Genomic DNA, 19,161 nt, shown 5'->3' with positions numbered 1-19,161 from the left:
AACACGGCAACGAACGGCGGCGGCGGTACGTATTTCGCGGCGTCCCACAATGCCGCCCTGACAAACACCACCTTTGAGAACAACACGGCAGCACGGATCGGTGGCGGTGCGTATTTCGAGTCTTCCACCGGTGCCGTCCTGACACACACGACCTTCACGAACAACACGGCAACGAACGGCGGCGGTGGTGCGTTCTTCATCAGTTCCACCGGTGCCGTCATCACCAACTGTCGCTTCGACAACCCCACCAACATCTTTGCAGAAAACTCCACCGGCGTCCTCAACGCCACCCGCACCGCCGGCACGAACATCGCGGGCGGGCCGTACCTCGGCGGCAACCTCTGGCTGACTGACCCCGCCCGGAACATCTCGGAGTGGTGTGCGGACGCGGACTTCGACGGCATCTGCGATCAGACGCTGGAGATCCCGAACCTCGGCACCGACGCCCTCCCGCTGGTGTACGGCGGGACGGTGGCAGTCTCCTCGACGCCTGCCGGTGCGTCCGTCCATGTGGACGGCGTGAATACCACCCGCACAACCGACACCTTCCTCTACCTCCCTGTCGGCGACCACACGATCACCGTCTCCCTTGCAGGGTACGTGACCCCCGCCGAAAAGACGGTGACGGTCGTCTCTGGCCCGAACGCACCCCTTTCCTTCTCCCTGCAACCGGTGCCGACGCCAACGCCGACGCCAACGCCGACGCCGACACAGACGCCCCATTCCCCCAGTTCCGGCGGCGGTCACTCCGATGTCTCGGCCGGTACGGCGAGCAACATCCCGACAGGCGGTCACGCCTCCTTCGCAGTGCAGAACTCCGCGATCTATGAAGTGGGAGTGACCGCCGGGGAGACGATCCCTGAAGTCCTCCTCACCGTGGAGAAGAGAGGCCTGCCCTCGGGCGTCGATGCCCCGGCCGGTGCGGTCTATGAATACGACGAAGTGACCCTGTACCGCACCACGGACGCCGCCCTCGCGGGTGCGTCCCTGAACTTCACCGTCCCGAAGTCATGGCTGGAAGCGAAGGGTTTCGCCCCCGAAGACGTGGTGCTGTATCGGTATCACGACGGCGCCTGGCACGCCCTCCCGACCCATCTCGTCGGCGAGGACGCGTACGGCTACTCCTTCACCGCCGAGAGCCCCGGCTTCTCCCTCTTCGCGATCGGGATCGCAGAGTCCGGGCCTGAGACGACGGCGACCGCGACCGTGACGCCGACCGTGACCGCGACCGCACTCCCGGTCACGACCCCCGCCGCCACGGCCACCACGCCGCAGCAGAGCCCCCTCCCCTTCGGGCTTGCGGTCCTTGCAGCCGGTGCCGCCCTCCTCCTCAGGGGAAGGCGGGGATAGACCCCTTCTTTTTTCCGGCCCAACAACTCTTCCCACTCGATGAAATGGCCCTGGAAATGCACCGGCTCACCAGAAGGGACGTGAGTGATCAGAAGAGCCACCCTGGCAAAAAAATGAGGATTCAACAGAGCCGGGTCTCCTGAAATCCGCCATAATCCCGTCTCTTTTCTTGCCCTTATCGCAGGAGTACCGGACGTCCATGATGTTTGATATTACCTGCAATCATACGCTGGCTCGGGGGGCCGGGAAAGACCCGGTTCCCTCGATGCGTTGCATGAAAAAACGTCTCTATGGTTTGATCGGAAAAGACGCCCAGAATGGTCCCTGATGAGGGACTTTGTTCTTGAAACCTGGGGCAATTTAGCCATATCCGGGGGTGGGTCGTACCTCATCGTCCGTGCCGACCACCTCCGGCTAAGGGGTCATTGGAGAATATGTTTCCAGAGCCGAAAAAAGATATTTCAGGCCGAGAGGGGCCTGAGTTTTTCGACGACGCACTCGACCTGCTCGACCGCGGTGCCGATGTAGTTGTCAGGGTTGAGAAGGACGGCGATCTCTTCGGAGGAGAGGACAGCCGCGACCTTTGGGTTCTCTTCGAGGACGCCGGCGATGCTCCTCTTCTCCGCGAGGGCGGTCATGCTCGCCACACGGACGGCCTCGTGGGCGTCCTGCCTGCCCATGCCCCGCCGGGTCAGTTCGATCATCACCGACTCGGCCAGGTTCACGCCGTGGAGGAGGTCGAGGTTCTTCCTGATGTTCTCCTCCCTGATGTTCAGGCGGTCGAGGACGCGGGTCATCACGTTGAGGATGTGGTCCGCGAGGACCGAGGCCTCGGGGAAGACCACCCTCTCGCAGGAGGAGTTGGTGAGGTCGCGCTCGTCCCAGAGGGTGTTGTTCTGGAGGGCGGGTTCGACCATCGAGCGGACGATGCGGGCGAGGCCGCAGACCTGCTCGCTCTTGATCGGGTTCCTCTTGTGGGGCATCGTCGAGGACCCGACCTGCTTCTTGCCGAAGGCCTCCTCGACCTCGGCGATCTCTGTCCTCTGGAGCGACCTGATCTCGACCCCGATCTTGTCCAGGGTGGTGGCCATGTTCGCCAGGAAGAGGACGTACTCCGCATACCGGTCGCGGGAGATCACCTGGTTGGAGACGTCGACGGCCGAGAGGCCGAGGTACGCCATCATCGCGGGCTGCACTTCAAGCCCCTTCATGCCCAGGGCCGCCTGCGTCCCGACGGCGCCGGTGAGCTGGCCGACCGCAACTCTGGGCCGCATCTCGCGGAGGCGCTCGATGTGCCTGCCGACCTCGCTCGCCCAGATCGCAAACCGCAGGCCGTAGGTCGTCGGCACGCCGTGCTGGCCGTGGGTGCGGGCCACGCAGACGAGGTTCTTCGTCTCCTCGGCGCGGCGGAGGAGGACCGCGAGGAGTTTCTGGAGTTTCTCCTCGACCAGGTCCATCGCCGCCTTCATCTGGAGGCCGGTGGCCGTGTCCAGGATGTCGTTCGAGGTGGCGCCGAAGTGGATCCAGCGCCCGGCGTCGCCGCAGACCTCGGTGACGGCCTTGACGACGGCCATCATGTCGTGGTTGATCTCGGCCTCGATCTCGTTCGCCCGTGCGAGGGTGGCCTCTCCCGCGCACTCCTTGATCGTCGCCGCGGCATCGGCCGGGATCACGCCGCACGCCGCCTCGGCCTGTGCAAGCGCGACCTCCGCCGCCACTATGCACCTGAACCGGTTCTCTTCGCCCCAGACGGCCTTCATCTCCGGAGTGCCGTACCGGTAGTCTATCGGGTGGATCGCCATGGGGAATAGTGTGGACGCCTGGCGATAAAAGGGGTGTGCGTCGGGATAGGGGACCGGCTGGCCAGGGGAAAGATGGAGATAGGATCCATCCCGCCCCCAACCCATGGTCCGGGAAATATTATGACGATTGTGATAAAAATTGACATATGCAAACCCCCGGCCCCCTCTTCTTCTGTTTTGCCACCTCTCTTGCCCTCTGCCTTATCGCCACCGGGTGCACCGGTCTTGCCGGGGCGCCGGAGAACGAGGCGACCGTCATCCTCCAGCCCAATGCCCTCGGCCTCCCGCTCACCGGGATCTGGAACATCGTCCTGGAGAAGACCGGCGCGACAAACGAGACGGCCGTGCTCAACAGCGCCGACCTCATGATCGGAGCGGGCGGCGAACTGGAGAGGATGATCATTGAGTTCTGGGACGGGAGCGAGGGCAACGCGGATCTGGTCTATGTCGATCTCTCGTTCTCTCCTGACAGGGCAGGGAAGATCTCCTGGTCACGAGCGGCATCTGAGTCGGTGCCGGTGAGCCTCCATCCCCTCGATGTCCTCGGCGAACTGGAAGAGGTCGACTTTGCCGATCTCCACCTCGGAAGCGAAGGGCTCTGGATCGGGGTCTCGGGGATGTGTGGTCCGGTCCGGTACGGCGGCGGGGACTACGACCTCGCCCTCCTCGAAAACGGCACCTTCACCCCGCTCAGGGAGGTGCGGTTTGTTGGGGACGTGCAGGCGTGTCCGATCAATATCCTCGGCCGGGGCGGCCAGGGAGGGAACGTCACGATCACCGAGACCCGCGACTTCCTCTTCTGGCGTGACGTCAGAACGTCCACCACCTACGAGGAACCCGACCCCGAGCGGGAGAACATCGTCGCCTTCGTGCCGGAGAGTCTGGCGATGGCCGACGAGGTCATCTATATCTCTCCCACACCCACCGGCGAAGCCCCTCCACCGCCGCCCGCGCCGGACTCTCCGGCGGGACGGAGATGACCGGACGGCCCGCGACGTCGGCCTCCTCGATTGCCCGGTCGTACGGGACGACGGCGGCGCGGGGGAGGGGGCCGTCGGCCACCTCTTCCCCTTTCGAGCGGTTGACGACAAGGAAGATCCGCCCCTCGTCGAGGCCGAGAGAGACGGCGAGGTCCCGGATCCGCAGGGCAGTCCGCAGGCCGCGGGCCGAGGGATCGGAGACGACGAGGAGGACGTCTGGCGCCCCGACGGTGCCGCGGGAGACGTGCTCCATGCCGGCCTCGGCGTCGATGACGACGCACCGGTAGTCCTGTACCAGCGAGTCGACGCACTCGCGGAGGAGGTCGTTTGCGAAACAGTAGCACCCTGTCCCTTCAGGCCTCCCCATCGCCAGGAGGTCGAAGCCCCCGGCCTCGACGAGCACCCGCCTGAACCTGTAGCCGATGTAGGCCCGCCTGTCCATTCCCGGCGGGATGCCGCGGGTGAACGCCTCCTCCCGCATCGTGCCGAGAGTCTCCTCGACGGCGACCCCCATCGCCTCGTGGAGGTTGGCATTCGGGTCCGCGTCCACCGCGAGGACAGGCCGCACGCCGGCGGCGACGAGGGAGTCCACCAGGAGGGCGGCGATCGTTGTCTTCCCTGTCCCGCCTTTGCCGGCGATCGCCACGGTGCAGGGCCTCATGCCCCCTCACCCCGCGCCCTGCGGGCGACCGCCGCCGCCGCCGCCATGATCCCATCAGCCCCTGCCTCATCCATAGCCCTGATCCCGCAGGTCGGCGTGATCAGGGAGCGGTCGGCAAAGGTGTCGTCGCCGACCAGGTCCGCGACCGTCCGCCTGATCGCGGCAAAGCGGTCGTGGATGCGGTCGAGTTCCCCCGCGTCCGGCGCCGGCCTGTCTGCCGGGACCATCCCCCATGCGACGACCCCGCCCCCTTCGAAGTACGCCGCCAGATCGTCCCCGTACAGGAGGAACTCGCGGGCATGGGCGTGGGCGTCGAAGGAGACGAGGGACGGCGAAAGGGAGAAGACGAAGCCCCAGTCGGTGTTCGCGCAGCAGTGGATGCCGATGCCCCCGTCGAGGAGGGCGGCGATGTCGGCGAAGGAGGAGCGGACCGTCTCCTCGTCCAGGGGGACGACAGGCGACCCGAGGGCGGTGAGGTAGGGCTCGTTCAGCACCATGACCGTCGGCACCCCGTGCTCCTGCATCCGCGCCTCGGACCACCGCGCCCGCAGGGCGAGCGCCTTCCCCAGGACGTCGGCGTACGCCCCGTCATAGTGGACGGGGCGCCTTCCCGCGTCCACCGCCTGCATCCCGAGAGTTGCCGGGCCGGTGACCTGGCACTTCAGGAGGACGGCACCGGAGAGTTCGTACGCCATCAGGCGGTGGAAACCCGAGGCCGTCGCCTCTGACGCCGCATACCCGGCATACCGCCCCTCCAGGTAGTCCATCAGCACTGCCTCCATCGCCTCGTCTGCCCCGGTGTCGACGGTCACCCTCCCGTCGCGGACCTCCGCGCCGGGCAGGCACTCCGCCTCCGCGAGGACGATCGCTTCGAGGGGATTTTTGTTCGGGAGAGTCGGGGCGTACGGCACCTCCGGGAAAGCGGCGAGGACCGCCCGGCAGGCGGCGTCGGGATCGCGGTGCGGCAGGGCGCCGACCCCGGTCGCCCTCAGCCCGGCCGCGGGGATCACCCCTGCCATTGCGCCCCCCTCCGCAGCCTGCACTCTTCGAGCACCCTCTGCACCGTCGGGAAGAGAGATAGGTCGGTGTGGGGGAGGAAACAACTCTGCGTGTACCTGTCCATGAACCCCGGGTCCGCGTTCAGTTCGATGTAGGTGATCGTCCGTGCGATCCTGTCGAGGGCATTCCTCCTCTCCTTGCTGACGAGGGCCTGGTTCGCCCCGGTGATCGCCCCGTTCCCCAGGTTCCGCACCCTGCCGAGAGGCACCTCGGGGATGAGGCCGATGGTGACGGCGTTCTCCTTGTCGATGTAATTCCCGAAGGCCCCGGAGAAGAAGACGGTGGCGAGGTCGTCGTGGGCGATCCCGGCCGCGTCCATCAGGGTGATGCAGGCCGCCAGCACCGCCGCCTTGCTCAGGATCAGGTTCCTGATGTCGTGTCCGGTGATCACGATGTCCTTCCCCGCCCCGCTCTCTTTCTCCCATGCGACGACGTACTCGGGGAAATGGCGGCCCATGCGTATCCGCGGGTGGTCGATGCCCGTGTTGATCTGTCCTGTCCTGTCGATGACGCAGGCGCGGATCAGGCCGGCGAGGAGGTCGATCAAACCCGACCCGCAGATGCCGACGGGCGGGACGTCGTTGATCGTCTCGAAGGCGGGTTCGAGGGTCGCCTCGTCGACCCGCACCCTCTCGATCGCCCCCGGGTTCGCCCGCATCCCGAAGAGCACCTCCCCGCCCTCCAGGGCCGGTCCGGCCGCCCCGGCGCAGGCGAGCATCCAGTCCCGCCCGCCGAGGACCGCCTCGAAGTTGGTGCCGATGTCGATGAGGAGGGAGACCTCGTCCTGGTCGGCCATCCCCGAGGTGAGGATGTCGGCGACGATGTCGCCGCCGATGAAGTTCGAGACCGCGGGGAAGGTGAAGACCCCGGCAGTCGGGGCGACGGAGAGGCCGAGACGCTGCCCCGTCGTCGAGAACGTCCGCCTCACCACGGGGACGTACGGTTCGGCGATCATGTAGGCCGGGTCGATGCCGAGGAGGAGGTGGGTCATCACGGTGTTGCCGGCGACCATCACCTCGTAGATGTCTTCGAGGTCGATCCCTGCGGCGTCGGCCGCCGCGGTGAGGGCGGTGTTGATGCTCGCCGCGGCGAGTTCCTGGAGGCGGCCGGTGCCGTTCTTCTTCGCATAGTTCACGCGGGAGAGGATGTCCTCGCCGCAGGAGATCTGCCTGTTGTAGTTCGAGGCCGTCGAGAGGACGCGGCCGCCGGCGAGGTCCCAGAGGTAGGCGACGACCGTCGTCGTCCCGAGGTCCACCGCCGCCCCGTACAGCCGTGCCGCCGTGTCTCCTTCCTCGACATTGATCAGGCGGTAACCGCCCGGCACCAGGGCGACAGTCGCCGTGCACCGCCACCTGCCGTGGCGGAGGACGACCGGGATCTTCCTGAGCACGTCCAGGGGCGCGTAGACCTTCGCCGCCGCCGGTCCCCCGCTGTGCTCCACCCCTTCGAGGAGCCGTGCGAGGTCGGACGAGGGGTCATCCAGGGTGGGCGGCGCCAGAACGAGGGCGTACTTCCGCACCAACGGGTGGACAGGGACGTCGAGAGGTCTGGCATCGACCAGGATCTTCTGCTCCTGCACCAGCGTCCGCGCCGGGACATCGATGCGGGCGTCGCTGAAGACGTGGGTCTGGCATGCGAGGCAGGTGCCGGCATCGAGTTCTGCGGCAGCAAAGAGGACACCGAACTTCTCCCGGTCGAAGGTCGTCTCCCCGCTCTCGACGCGGACGATGCACTTGCCGCACTTCCCCTGCCCGCCGCAGACGACGTTCATCACGAGGCCGGCCTTCTGCGCCGCCTCCAGCACCGTGGCGCCCTGCGGGACCCGGGCCTTCCTGTAGCCCGGCAGGAAGGTGATGACCGGCATCTATTCCTCCTTCTCCAGGAACTCTGCGATCTCCGCGGCGTCGCGCGGCCCGACCCGCACCGTCCACCCGGTTGCATCCTCGATCCTCCCTGAAAGGGGTGCGGCGTAGCCCGGGATGACGATGGTGCGGTGGTCCACGGTCCCGGCAAGGCCCATGGACTTGATCGACTTTTTCACCACGTCTTCGTCGAGTTTTCCGCCGGCGACCGCCGTCAGGACGGAGAGTCCCGCGGTGTCCACGACGAAGAGGTAGCAGGGGACCTTCCCGGCCTCCAGGTAGCCGAGGAGGGTGAAGTAGGTGAGGGAGAAGTTCACCGAGAGGAGGACGGGTGCGTCCCTGCCCGGGTTGTTCACCGGGTAGATGCCGGGCGTCACCTGGATGGGCTTCTGCGGGTCTGTGTAGATGTTCTGGCGGAGGGTGAGGGCGGCGAGGAGGGAGGGCCGCGGCAGGGGCGGGACGACGATCACGCCGGCGTACCTGAGGATGCCGGCGGCGAGCGCGGCGTCTGTCCCGAGGGCCGTGGTGTCGAGATAGAGGGGATAGCCGAGGTCGGGCGACGCCCTCGTCACCGCGTGCTCCCTGAGGTGCGATGCCCGCGCCACGAAGTCCCCCATCGTCCGCGGGGCCGGGTCGAGAAGGATGGCCCTGGCGCCGGCGGCGGTGCACCGGGCGGCGAGGTCTGCAAGCCCCTCGGGAGTCCCGGCCCTGACGACGAGGGGGCACCCGTAGCGCTTCGCGAGGGCCGCCATCTCCTCGTGGTTCTCCGGGTTCGCCGCGTGGATGAGGGGGAGGAACTGGCCGCAGACCCGGAGGGCCGCCGCGTGGGCGTCGGGGTCTGCCGCGATGAGGAGGCGGGGGAGGTCGCCGCACTCCCCGACGGCCATGGAGGCCGCGGCAAAGCGGTCCGGGTCGCCGCTCTCGCACCTGAGCGCGATGCCGTCGAGGGTCAGGTCCTGCCCGACCCGGTGGACGACGAGGTCGCGCACCTCCTCCGCGTTCCTCCTCACCTCCTCCAGCGGCGAGGTGTCGCCGGCGCAGACCATGATGCCGGGGCGGTGGTAGAAGGTCTTCTCGTGTCTGAACATCACGATCTCCTCGCCGACGGTGAAGGAACGGGCGCCGACGCCGACAGTCGCCGCTCGCACAGGCGGGCGAGTCGCCCCGCCGAGGAGGGCCTTCGTCTCCTCGTCGAGGTACGGGCAGCGTTCGGGGTCGACGCCCCCGGCGGCGAGTTTCATCGCGAAGGCGAGGCAGGTCGGAAAACCGCACTCCTTGCAGTTCGTCTTCGGCAGGAGTTTGTAGACCTCGAGCGCCTTCATCGCCATCCTTCTCCCCCCCACAGGTCGGCGATCGCCTTTTTGAGCGCCCCGACGGTGCGGGGGTGGCGGACGCAGACGATGCCGGCGCCGGCCACGGCCGCGGCGAAGGCGGCATAGAACTCCCACCGCACCGCCGTCTCCACCCTCTCTTCATCCGGGGCCTCCCGCACCTCCCTCACCGTGAGGGAGTCCTGGGCGGCGCTGATCATCGGCATCGCAAGGTCGGCGTCGCCCGCGAGGGCGGCGGTGCGGACCCGCTCCATCACCGAGTACGAGTACTCGAAGCCGTACCCCAGGGCGCCGGTGTACGGGTCGATGACGATCCGGTCATGCGGCACGCCTGTCTCCCGCAGCAGGATGTTCAACTGTTTTGCCAGGTTGATGTCGATCGGGGTCTGGGCGACGACGGCGTGGCCGTAGGCAAGGGCGGCGGCCGCGACAGAGCGATACCTCTCGGCCTCCGCAGTGCCGAGGAGGAGTCTCTCCCCCTCGCCGGCCTCCCCGCACCGCCTGAAGACCTCGGTGTCCAGGGCGGGATCGATGCTCCCCTCGACGACGAGGGGGAGGCCGGTGGCGGCGAGCACCTCCTCGACCGCTCGCCCTGCCGCGGCCGGGTCGTCGAAACCCCGCCGCCGCGTGCTCGTCAGCACGAGGCGAATGAGGTCGGCCCCCCAACTCTCCTCCGCGGCCTTCGCCCAGCCGGCGAGGTCGCCGGCAAGGTCGCCGACCTCCTCCAGCACGACTGTCGGCCAGAGGGCCGGGTCGTCGCAGATCTCCAGGGCGACGAGGGGCATGCTCCCCGCGTCGCCCATGCCGGGAAGGGCCGACGCCCCGCCGACCCTGTACGACCGCGTCCTCGTCCCTCCCTCAGTCCTGGTGGCGCCGACCGCCACCTCCGTGATCCTCTCTGTCATTCGTCCCTCCCCTCAGATGATCGGGTCCATCTCCAGCGCCGGGTGGCCGTGTGTCTCCAGGAAGGCGACGAGGTCCTCCAGGGTCGTCGTCGTCCTCTCGTCCGCGATCCTCTCGAAAAGATCGGGCATGCCGCGTGCGGCGAGCACCTGCCGCAACCTCTCCCCCAGTTCTTCCTTCAGGTGGGCGGGCATCCAGACCACCCGAGCGATCCCCCCCTCGGCCCTGAGGAAGCGGTCCGAAAGGATGTAGTTCCTTGAGATCCCGAGGAAACCCGGCGTCTGTGCCCCGCCCCCGATCGTCCCGGCCAGGGTGGAGAAGGTCATGCCGAGGGGCGTCTCGCCCCTGTACTCCCTGGTGACGATCACGACCCCGTTTGTCTCCGGGAGCACCGCCGCCACCGCCTCGAAACAGCCGCAGGCCGTCATCGGGTACTCCATCATCCCGTACAGGCAGACCCGCTCCACCGTCCCGTGGGAGGCCTTCTTCACGAATCTGTTCACCCCGGCGAACTCGCCCGTGAGGCTGTCGACGACCTCGCCCTTCTCCACGGGCTGGTTCGCGCCGGCAGGTGCGATCTCGTGGGCTATCTGGGCGTCCAGCCAGGTGATCGCCCCGCAGAGGGCCGGGCGCTCGGGCGTGATGATGCAGACATGGTTCGGGGCGAAGGTCTGGCAGAGGGTGCAGGAGTAGAAGAGGGCGGCGTCGCCGTCCTTCATGCCGGCGATCCTCTCGTCCCTCTGCCTGTAGACCTCCTCCGCCGCCGTGCGGGCGGCGAGGACGGCGGCGTCCTCGGTGATCAGGGTCACCGCCACGGCGTCGATGAGGTCAGGGAAGTCGGCCCTGAACCTGCCGGCAAGGAGGGTGCCGAGGTGGCGCACCCGCACACCCTTCGCCACCGCCTCCTTCGAGAGGCGGACCCAGATGAGGTCGCGCTGGGCGACGTGCCAGGACCCCTCGCCATAGTTGAGGAAGGTGTGGATCCGCCTCTCCAGCACCGGTTCGTATTCCTTCTTCATCCTCTTCCCGGCGACGTCGACGAGGATGGCGAGAGGCAGGGCCGCGCCTTCGGCGACGGCGTCGGCCTCCGGTCCGATCACCGTCACCTTCCCGTCCTCCACCTCCGCGACAGGGCGCATCCGGAGGAGTTCGAAGGCGGGGGTCCGCCCGCCCCCGAACTCGACGTGCATCTCCTCTTTGCGTATGCTCTTCCCCTCGAAGGCCGGCGAACAGGCCATCGGGATCGGGATCGCCGTCACCTTCACCCTGATCTCCCGCAGGTCCCTGCCGCGGCCGACCGCCTCGCCGGCCCCGACCGGCACCCACTCGCCGCCCTCATAACCGCTGACAGAGAGGATAGGGACGCCGAGGGGGCGGAGGGCGTCGAGGACGGCGACCTCCTCCTCCGAAAGGCCCGGGAAGGCGATGACAAAGGCCTTCGCCCTCTCCCGTGCATAGGCGAGGAGACGACCGGCATCGCCTGCCTGCACTCCGCCGAACATCATCGCCACCCGTGCGAGGACGTCCGCGAAGTGGACGGCCGCCATCCCGCCCGGCCCGAGGGGTATGAGGCGGTACCCCGGCCCCACCTTCACGCCCGCCGCCGTGAGGACGTCAGTCACCCCGCCGGCAAGGAAGGTGAGCATGTACGTCTCCTGCAGTTCCCGGCAGATCGCCGCGGCGGCGTCGGCGTTTTCCGGCGTGCCGACAAGGAGGGCGAGGCCGAGGATGCTCCCGTCCACCAGGGAATACCCGAGACGCCGCAGTTCGGTGTCGCCGAGGAAACCGGTGTACGGCGTCTCCTCCACCCCGCCGCCGGCAAAAGCCCTGACGCACTCCGCGGCCACGAGCGGATTTTTTCCCGACGCCAGGTACGCCTCCCTTGCCTCCCCGGCCCCGGCCACCCGCACGCCGGTCAGGGCATAACTCACCGGCAGGGCATAGGCCGTCTCCGCATAGGCGGCCTCCCCCTCCAGCCCGGCCATCTCTCTCTCCAGCCGTTCATTCCCCTGTGGGACGGCAGTCGCCAGGTCCATCCTCTCTCTCCCCCGGCCTGCCGGTCGGCATCCGGGTAGATATAGGTTGTGACCTGACCGCAAGGGCCCCGCCGATCTCCAGGGTGGCGCTTGCGACCCTGAAACTCTCCGAGGTCTCTGCCGCCGCGAGGATAGCGCGGCTGATCCTGTCCTTCACGGCCCGCCTCTCCATCACCGGGGCGATGTACCGCACCGTCACCCCGACCCAGTTGTCGGTGAGGGCGACGAAGGCCATGGGCTCGACGCTCCGCCTGGTGAGATAATACTCCTGCCTGATCCGGTCGATCTCCTGCCCGGCCGCATGGACCGCCTCCCCCGTTTCATCCCGCGCGATGGCGAGAAATGTCTCTGCCGCCTCCTTCCAGTCGCCCCCATAGGCGACCGGGACCGTGACCTCGTCCCAGAGGAAGGTGAAGTCCCGGGTATAGTTGCTCACCGCCCCGGAGATGATGGCGCTGTTCGGGACAGAGGTGATGCGGCCGTTCGGCTGGTCGCCCGAGACCCACCCGCCGATCTCCATCAGCACGGTGTTCAGGAGGCCGATATCGATCACGTCCCCGGCGTGTCCGTCTATCTCGACCCTGTCGCCGATACCGAAGGGCCGGGCGACAAGGATGATCAGGCTCCCGACAAAGTCCTTGAAGACGTCCTGGAGAGCGATGGCAAGGCCGGCGGCGATGATCCCGTACGAGAGAAGGAGGGTCTGGGGGTCCGCGACCCAGATCCTGATCACCACCGCGAGGATCAGGACGAGGGAGATGATGGACACCGCCTTCCTCACCGAGTAGCGTGCCATCTCTGACCTGACCGCCCTGGTCAGGACCCTCTCGGCGCCGAGCCTGAGGAGGAGGTGGATGACGGCGACGGCGAAGACGGTGAGCGCGAGCTTTTCCAGGAGCAGGTCGGGGTAGAGCCTGTCGGCCGCCCAGAAAAGCCCTGCGGTGAGAAGGAGCGCGATAAATATGGCGACGTCCCCTTTTGCCATTCCCATCCCCCCTCCGACCTTGTCCTTCCCTCTCTTAACCCTTTGTCAGACCGACCCAATACTACATCTGGCCCGCCGACAAAGAGATACAGAATGGACCCGCTTGATGACTGGTTCCCGTATCCGGACTTCCGCCCCAACCAGCGCGAGATGCTGGCATTTGCCGCGGAGACCGCGCGGTCCGGCGGGATCGCCATGATCGACGCCCCGACAGGGAGCGGGAAGTCGAGCGTCGTCTCGGCCCTCCTCGCCGAACGCAACGGGCGCAAGGTGATCGTGGCGGTGCGGACGATCTCGCAGCTCGCCACCTTCATCAGGGAACTCGCCCTCGTCAGGAAGAAGCAGCCGTCGCTGACATTCTCGTACCTCGTCGGCAAGGGCTCGATGTGCCCGCTCGGCGGGGAGGGCGATCCGTACAGGCGGTGCGAGGGCGTCAAGGCCTTCTCCTCGGCGCTGATGCGGGAGAGGGCGCAGAAGGGCTCGCTCGTCCCCTCGGAGGATCGGATGATCCAGGACCAGATCCGGCACCTGGACCCGGAGCACCCCCTCATCTGCCCGTACTTTATCAGGAGCAAGGTGTTTGTGCGGGGCGACGAGGAGAGCGCACTGCGGATGGCGTCGTCCGTGACTCTCAGGCAGAAGGCCGACAGGGTGAAGAGCGAGGCGATCGCCCCGGAGAACCTGAAGTCCTTCTGCAGCGGCATGTGCCCGTACGAGACGATGATGCAGGCGGCGCGGGGGGCCGACGTCCTCATCTGCAACTTCCACCACCTCTTCAACGACGAGATCAGGGACCAGCTCTACGCAACCCTCGACGTCGAGCCCAAAGACGTCCTCCTCCTCATCGACGAGGCCCACAACTGCGGCGACGTCGTGGAGGGGATCCAGAGCGTCGTCCTGGAGGACGAGATGCTCGGGCAGGCGATGACCGAACTCGCCCACCTCTCGCGGACGATGAAGGACGTGAACGCCGTCCGCCAGATCCTCCCCAATATCGAGACATTCATGGAGGCTCTCAGGCGCTCGGAGAAGGGGGAGGACTGGTTCGACCCCGGGATCTTTCATCGGTCGGTGGTCAGGGGTTCGCTGTACAAAAATCTCGAAGAGATCGTCGGCGACCTCTCCAGGATCGCCGAACGCATCTCCGAGAAGAACAAGAGCGCCGGGGTCTACAAGGAGAGCGCGATCGAGCGCCTCACCGACTTCATGTACAGGGTCTTCCGGGCCGGGGCAGACCCGACCTTCCTCACCCTGTACCGCTCTGCCGAGGGGAAGGTGGAACTGGAGGTGCGGAACATCGACCCGGGCGAGAAACTCCAGGAGATCGGGCAGGCCCATGCCGCCTGCATCCTCATCTCCGGCACCCTCTCGCCCCTCGACGCCTACAGGAAGTACTACTTCGGCGACATCCCTGTGCAGACCCTCTCCCTCCCGAACAGTTTCCCGAAGGAGAACCGTCTCGTCGCCTGCGGTCGGGATGTCACCACCGCCTACAGGATGCGCCAGAACAAACAGAACACCGAGAGGATCGTCGAGTACATCAGGGCGTTCGCCCATGCCCGCGGCAACCTCGCGGTCTACTTCCCCTCGTACCAGATCCTGAACACCTACGCGCAACTCTGCGGCGGCCGGATCAACGGGAAAGAGATCTTTACCGAGCCGAAGGAGTCCAGGGAGGCGACGGCCGCCCTCCAGGAGTTCGTCTCCCTCCCACAGAAAGGGCGGGCGGGTATCCTCTTTGCCGTCTGCGGCGGCAAGTGGAGCGAGGGCCTCGACTACCGCGGCGAGATGCTCCGCGGGGCGATGGTCGTCGGCCTCCCACTCGCTCCCTACAACAGTGTCAGGAAGATGGTGATCGAGTACTACAAGCACAAGTTCGGGCGCGAGGGCGAGTTCATCTCGTACACCCTCCCCGCGATCAACAGGGCCACCCAGGCCCTCGGCCGGGTGCTGCGGACACCGGAGGACACCGGCGTCCTCGTCCTCGCCGAGGAGCGCTTCCTGGACTCGGGCGTCTTCGCCGGCCTCCCTCCCTGGATGCAGCGGGAGATGGAGAGGTGCGACGTCGTCAGGTTCAGGGAACTCGTGGCGAAGTGGAAGTAGAGGGCCGAGGATTTCTGTGCCGGGGGACTTTTGCCCCCGGTCCCCCCCCATTGGGATAGAGGTGAGATGTTTCCCTCTCCTCAGATGGACAATGTATCTTCCCTGATTTAATGCACGACATTCTCTCCCGACCCCCACCACCACCCTTTTCTTTCACGACGCAGAACCCACCTGCAGGATGGGAGTGCAGGAAGGAAGTTGCCCCTTCGGGCTCTGGCATGTCCATGTCGTCTGGTCGGGAGACCGCGTCCTCCAGGTGCGGTTCGGGCGGTCGCCTGCCCTGGCACCGGCGCCGGCCCCCTTTTTTCGGTACCTTGCCGGCGACCCCGACGCCCTCTTCGGCCTTCGGAGCGCGGCAGTCGAGGGGGACTCCGTCTATGCACGGATCTACAGGGCGGTGCAGGCGGTCCCGTACGGGGAGACGGCGACCTACGGGGAGGTCGCCGCACGGGTGGGAACGGCGGCGCGGGTCGTCGGCAATGCGATGCGGGCCAACCCGACACCCCTCGTCGTCCCCTGCCACCGGGTGGTGGCGAAGGGCGGGATAGGCGGATTCTCCCCCTCCCTCGATCTGAAGCGGACCCTCCTTGCCATGGAGGCGGGAAGACGGATATCTTAAGCCCCTGCGGCACAAACCTATGGAGTGATTTTTCCATGAAAGTGCTGATACTCGGAGCCGGTGCGGTCGGGCTCTCCCTTGCGGCCAGGCTCTCCAGGTACTGCGATGTCCATGCCGTCTGCAGAAAGCGGCATGCCGATGTGATCGCAGAGCGCGGTTTTCAGATGACCGGCCTCTGGGGCGAGGGGACATTCCATTTCTCCGCCTCGGATACGGTGCCCGAAGGCGAGCGCTACGACTATATCTTCATCACCTCCAAGTCGCTTGCCACCCGGTCGGTCTGCGAGGCGTTCGCCGACGTGATCCGGGACACCGAGACTGTCAGCCTCCAGAACGGCATCGGGAACGAGGAGATCGTCGCGGAGTACACCGACCATGTGATCGGCGGCACGATCATCACCGGCTTCGAGTGGGCCGGGGACGCCTCTGTCCATGTCTCGGTCGTGGGCGGCCCGATGAAACTCGGCCGCTTCCCCGACGGCCCCGACCCCAAGGTCGACGCCCTCGTCGCCCTTGTCGAGAAGGCAGGCATCCCTGTCGAGGGGAGCAGCCATATCAGGGGCGACCTCTGGGCGAAGACCCTGTACAACTCCTCCCTCAACCCCCTCGGCGCCCTGATGGGCGTCCCGTACGGGAAACTCCTCCACCCGATGACCTGGGGGATCATCGAGCACGTCGTCAGGGAGGCCTTTGCCGTCATGGCGCGGGAAGGTGTCCGCGTCCCCTGGTCGACGGCAGAGGACTACCTCGCATATCTTCATGACGTGCAGGTGCCGAGCACGGCAGAGCACCACGCCTCCATGCTCCAGGACATCAAACACGGGCACCTGACCGAGATCGACTTCATGAACGGCGAGATCGCCGCACGGGCAGCGAAGTACGACATACCCGCTCCGTACAACGACTGTATCACAAAGCTGATGCACTTCCGCGAGTCACTTCTGGGGTAACATGCGGACGGGCATCGTGCTGGTGGGCGGCGAGGGGCGCCGGGCCGGAGGCGTGGAGAAGTATCTCTTCGAGTTCTGCGGCAAGACGTTCATCGAACGGCTCCTGGAGACCCTGAGGGGGGTGGTCGACGAGATCGTCATCGTGGCACGGAACAGGGAGCAGTGCGCCCGTTTTGCCGGCTTCGAGGATGTCGTCTGCATCTCCGACCTCAGGCCGGGTCTCGGCCCCATCGGCGGCCTCCATGCCGGGTGCCTTGCGGCGCACGGCGAGACGCTCTTTGTCGTCGCCTGCGATATGCCCTGCATCAACGGCGGGGTGATTAACGCCCTTTTTGAAGGTCTCGACGATTTCGACGCTGCCATCCCCTTCTGGAACGAGGATATGTACGAGCCCCTCCATGCCGTCTACCGCCGTTCGGCGGTCATGGACTACCTCAGGGAGCACGAGTCCCTCTCCCTGCGGGCGATGATCCGGAGTCTCAACGCACGATATATGGATGTGGAATCTTTCCGGGAAATGGACCCTGACCTCCTCACTTTCACGAACATCAACCATATCCACGACCTGGAGAAGTTCAGGGCCCAGTTCGAGGCGAAAACCGGTGCCAGGCCAGGGTCGAGGACTGAGACCTGAATCTTTTTTTGCCGCGGGGAGATCCTCACCCCCTGGAGGATAGCACCTCTCGTCCCGGGAAGGAATAGGGCCTATCCCGGGTCATTCACTCCCGGCGTCGGCCTGTCCTCTGACAATTGCCGGGCCGCAAAAAAGTGGGGGCTCTATTATTCTTCCTTCGTCTCCGGCTTTTTCGGAGCTTCGGGGTGGAGCGGCGGGAAGTGGACCCTGCGGCCGCTGGCGTCGCGTGTATATTTCCCGAACTCGGTTTCGAGGAGACTGTCCCCGGTGAAGACCGGGCCGTCCCGACAGACCCGCAGGCCGTGCGGGTCGGTGGCGCAGGACCCGCAGACGCCGATGCCGCACTTCATGTACCGGTGGAGGGAGAACTGGCCGCGCTCCGCGATGCCCGCCTTCTGGAGACGGTCGAGCACCTTCACCATCATGATCTCCGGGCCGCAGACGCAGATATGGTCGTAGTCGGCAAGGTCGATATCGTCCATCAGGTCGGTGACAAAGCCGTGGCGTCCGTCAGTCCCGTCGTCTGTGGCGATGCGCAGGGTGCACGCCGCCCTGATCAGCGGGGCGAAGAGGAGTTCGTCTTTCGTCCGCGCTCCGAGAAGGAAGGTGCTCACCTGTCCTGCCGAGACGAGGTTGAGGAGAGGAGCGGCGCCGACGCCGCCGCCGATCGCGAGAGTCTTCCCGCTCACGGTGAACCCGTTGCCGAGCGGCCCGCGGATGCCGAGGCGGTCGCCGACCTGCATCGCGAAGAGGGCCGCGGTGGCGTCCCCCACCTTCTGGACGGTGATCGAGTGGCCTGAGGAGAGGGCCATCGGGATCTCGTCGATGCCCGGCACCCAGACCATCACGAACTGGCCGGGCGAGGACGGAATGGCCGGGTCGAAGTAGAAGGTCCTGATCGAGGGCGTCTCCTGCACGATCGCCTTGATCGTCACCGGCACCGGCATCGTGGGGATCTCAGTCATGGTGCGCCGCCCCCACGATCTCGTCGGCCGCATGGCCGTCCTTTGCATACAGATCCCGCCCGATCCGCTCGAAGACCCGCACGTCGTCGACGACCGCGCTCCCGATCTCGACCGCCTGCGCACCGGCCATCATCATCTCGACGACGTCGTTGGCCGTCGAGACCCCGCCGCACCCGATGATCGGGATGGAACAGGCCTCGTACAGGTCCCAGACACACTTCACCGCGACGGGGAAGATCGCCTTCCCGGAAAGCCCGCCTGATTTGTGGCCGAGGACAGGCCGGCGGAGTTCGGTGGAGATCCGCATCGCCCGCACCGTATTGACGGCCACGATCGCGCTCGCCCCGCCCTGCTCTGCCGCCTTCCCGATGGTCGTGATGTCGGTGACATTCGGGGTGAGTTTTACCCAGACCGGCAGGCCGTACGAGGCGACCGCCCGCGTGCACTCGAGCACAGTCTCCGGGTCAGTCCCGATCGCCGCCCCGTACCCCTCGGCATGCGGGCAACTCACGTTCAGTTCGAAGGCCTGCGCCTGCCCGGCGAACCACCCGGCGACCTCTTTGAACTCCTCGGGGTTGCCGCCGAAGATGCTCGCGACCACCGGTTCGCCCTTGAGGGGCTCCAGTTCCTCGACAAAGTTCTTCGACGGGTTCGGGAGGCCCATCGCATTGAGCAGTCCGCAGTCCGTCCTGATCAGGCAGGGGCCGTGGTGGCCCGCATTGGGCGCGGGGCCGATGGACTTCGTGACCACGCCGCCGGCACCGAGCCTGAGCATCCGCGAGAGTGAGGCGCCGGTCGTCCCGAGGACGCCGGCCGCAAGGATGAGGTGGTTTCTCAGGCCGACGCCGCCCGCCTCGACATCGCCAGGTTTGAGGGTAATCATCCTGATGAGATTGTGGGTCAGGATTAATATAGTGAGTG

The 19,161-nt window shown here is 66.6% G+C and carries 16 protein-coding genes; 6 read left to right on the top strand and 10 right to left on the bottom strand.

All coding sequences use genetic code 11. From position 1 onward, the window contains the following. Positions 1 to 1,350, top strand: a 1,350-nt coding sequence (locus tag BP869_RS03085) for a PGF-pre-PGF domain-containing protein (RefSeq protein ID WP_342676784.1), incomplete at its 5' end; no start/stop codon positions are given. Between the two features lie 461 nt (positions 1,351 to 1,811). Here BP869_RS03085 and purB read toward each other — a convergent pair. Continuing rightward, the gene (gene purB / locus BP869_RS03080; protein WP_342676782.1) at positions 1,812 to 3,152 is read right to left on the bottom strand and encodes an adenylosuccinate lyase; all 1,341 of its coding nucleotides are present in this window, start codon (positions 3,150 to 3,152) and stop codon (positions 1,812 to 1,814) included. A 146-nt stretch (positions 3,153 to 3,298) separates the two neighbouring features. On the opposite strand from purB, the gene BP869_RS03075 reads away from it, so the two are divergent. Continuing rightward, a complete protein-coding gene (locus BP869_RS03075; protein WP_342676780.1) occupies positions 3,299 to 4,132 on the top strand; it encodes a hypothetical protein in 834 nt (277 codons plus the stop codon). On the opposite strand, the gene BP869_RS03070 is transcribed toward BP869_RS03075, so the two are convergent. Genes BP869_RS03070 through BP869_RS03040 form a run of 7 tightly spaced genes read right to left on the bottom strand, consistent with a single transcriptional unit; the run spans position 4,053 to position 12,969 of the window. After that, a complete protein-coding gene (locus tag BP869_RS03070) occupies positions 4,053 to 4,793 on the bottom strand; it encodes an AAA family ATPase (RefSeq protein WP_342676778.1) in 741 nt (246 codons plus the stop codon). The two genes, BP869_RS03075 and BP869_RS03070, sit on opposite strands and share 80 nt — an antisense overlap. After that, positions 4,790 to 5,812, bottom strand: coding sequence for a hypothetical protein (locus tag BP869_RS03065; protein ID WP_342676776.1), 1,023 nt, complete (start codon positions 5,810 to 5,812; stop codon positions 4,790 to 4,792). The genes BP869_RS03070 and BP869_RS03065 overlap by 4 nt, the downstream gene beginning before the upstream one ends. After that, positions 5,800 to 7,716, bottom strand: coding sequence for an ASKHA domain-containing protein (locus BP869_RS03060; RefSeq protein WP_342676774.1), 1,917 nt, complete (start codon positions 7,714 to 7,716; stop codon positions 5,800 to 5,802). The genes BP869_RS03065 and BP869_RS03060 overlap by 13 nt, the downstream gene beginning before the upstream one ends. Further along, positions 7,717 to 9,036: an acetyl-CoA decarbonylase/synthase complex subunit gamma gene (gene acsC / locus BP869_RS03055; RefSeq protein ID WP_342676773.1), complete on the bottom strand. Its 1,320-nt coding sequence runs from the start codon at positions 9,034 to 9,036 to the stop codon at positions 7,717 to 7,719. Then, positions 9,033 to 9,950: an acetyl-CoA decarbonylase/synthase complex subunit delta gene (locus BP869_RS03050; protein WP_342676771.1), complete on the bottom strand. Its 918-nt coding sequence runs from the start codon at positions 9,948 to 9,950 to the stop codon at positions 9,033 to 9,035. Before BP869_RS03050 ends, acsC begins: the two co-directional genes overlap by 4 nt. Positions 9,951 to 9,962: 12 nt before the next feature. After that, positions 9,963 to 11,984, bottom strand: a complete 2,022-nt coding sequence (gene acsB, locus BP869_RS03045; RefSeq protein WP_342676769.1) for an acetyl-CoA decarbonylase/synthase complex subunit alpha/beta — start codon at positions 11,982 to 11,984, stop codon at positions 9,963 to 9,965. Continuing rightward, on the bottom strand, positions 11,950 to 12,969 hold the full coding sequence (locus BP869_RS03040) for a mechanosensitive ion channel family protein (RefSeq protein ID WP_342676767.1): 1,020 nt from the start codon (positions 12,967 to 12,969) through the stop codon (positions 11,950 to 11,952). The genes acsB and BP869_RS03040 overlap by 35 nt, the downstream gene beginning before the upstream one ends. Before the next feature lie 93 nt (positions 12,970 to 13,062). On the opposite strand from BP869_RS03040, the gene BP869_RS03035 reads away from it, so the two are divergent. The 4 genes from BP869_RS03035 (at position 13,063) to mobA (ending at position 17,275) form a co-directional block, all read left to right on the top strand. Next, a complete protein-coding gene (locus BP869_RS03035) occupies positions 13,063 to 15,072 on the top strand; it encodes an ATP-dependent DNA helicase (RefSeq protein WP_342676765.1) in 2,010 nt (669 codons plus the stop codon). Between the two features lie 178 nt (positions 15,073 to 15,250). Further along, on the top strand, positions 15,251 to 15,691 hold the full coding sequence (locus BP869_RS03030) for an MGMT family protein (protein WP_342676763.1): 441 nt from the start codon (positions 15,251 to 15,253) through the stop codon (positions 15,689 to 15,691). A 35-nt stretch (positions 15,692 to 15,726) separates the two neighbouring features. Beyond that, positions 15,727 to 16,641 (top strand): ketopantoate reductase family protein, encoded by a 915-nt coding sequence (locus BP869_RS03025; protein ID WP_342676761.1) that lies wholly within the window; start codon positions 15,727 to 15,729, stop codon positions 16,639 to 16,641. Between the two features lies 1 nt (position 16,642). Continuing rightward, positions 16,643 to 17,275, top strand: a complete 633-nt coding sequence (gene mobA, locus BP869_RS03020; RefSeq protein WP_342676759.1) for a molybdenum cofactor guanylyltransferase — start codon at positions 16,643 to 16,645, stop codon at positions 17,273 to 17,275. A gap of 146 nt (positions 17,276 to 17,421) precedes the next feature. Here the strand turns inward: mobA and BP869_RS03015 are convergent, their stop codons facing one another. Further along, on the bottom strand, positions 17,422 to 18,240 hold the full coding sequence (locus BP869_RS03015; protein WP_342676757.1) for a dihydroorotate dehydrogenase electron transfer subunit: 819 nt from the start codon (positions 18,238 to 18,240) through the stop codon (positions 17,422 to 17,424). Beyond that, positions 18,233 to 19,123, bottom strand: a complete 891-nt coding sequence (locus BP869_RS03010) for a dihydroorotate dehydrogenase (RefSeq protein ID WP_342677393.1) — start codon at positions 19,121 to 19,123, stop codon at positions 18,233 to 18,235. Before BP869_RS03010 ends, BP869_RS03015 begins: the two co-directional genes overlap by 8 nt. Between the last annotated feature and the right edge of the window lie 38 nt (positions 19,124 to 19,161).

Source organism: Methanofollis sp. UBA420 (genome assembly GCF_002498315.1).
Lineage (GTDB): Archaea > Halobacteriota > Methanomicrobia > Methanomicrobiales > Methanofollaceae > Methanofollis.
Note: the sequence above shows the minus strand (reverse complement) of the source record. Positions and strands in the feature narration are given on the sequence as shown.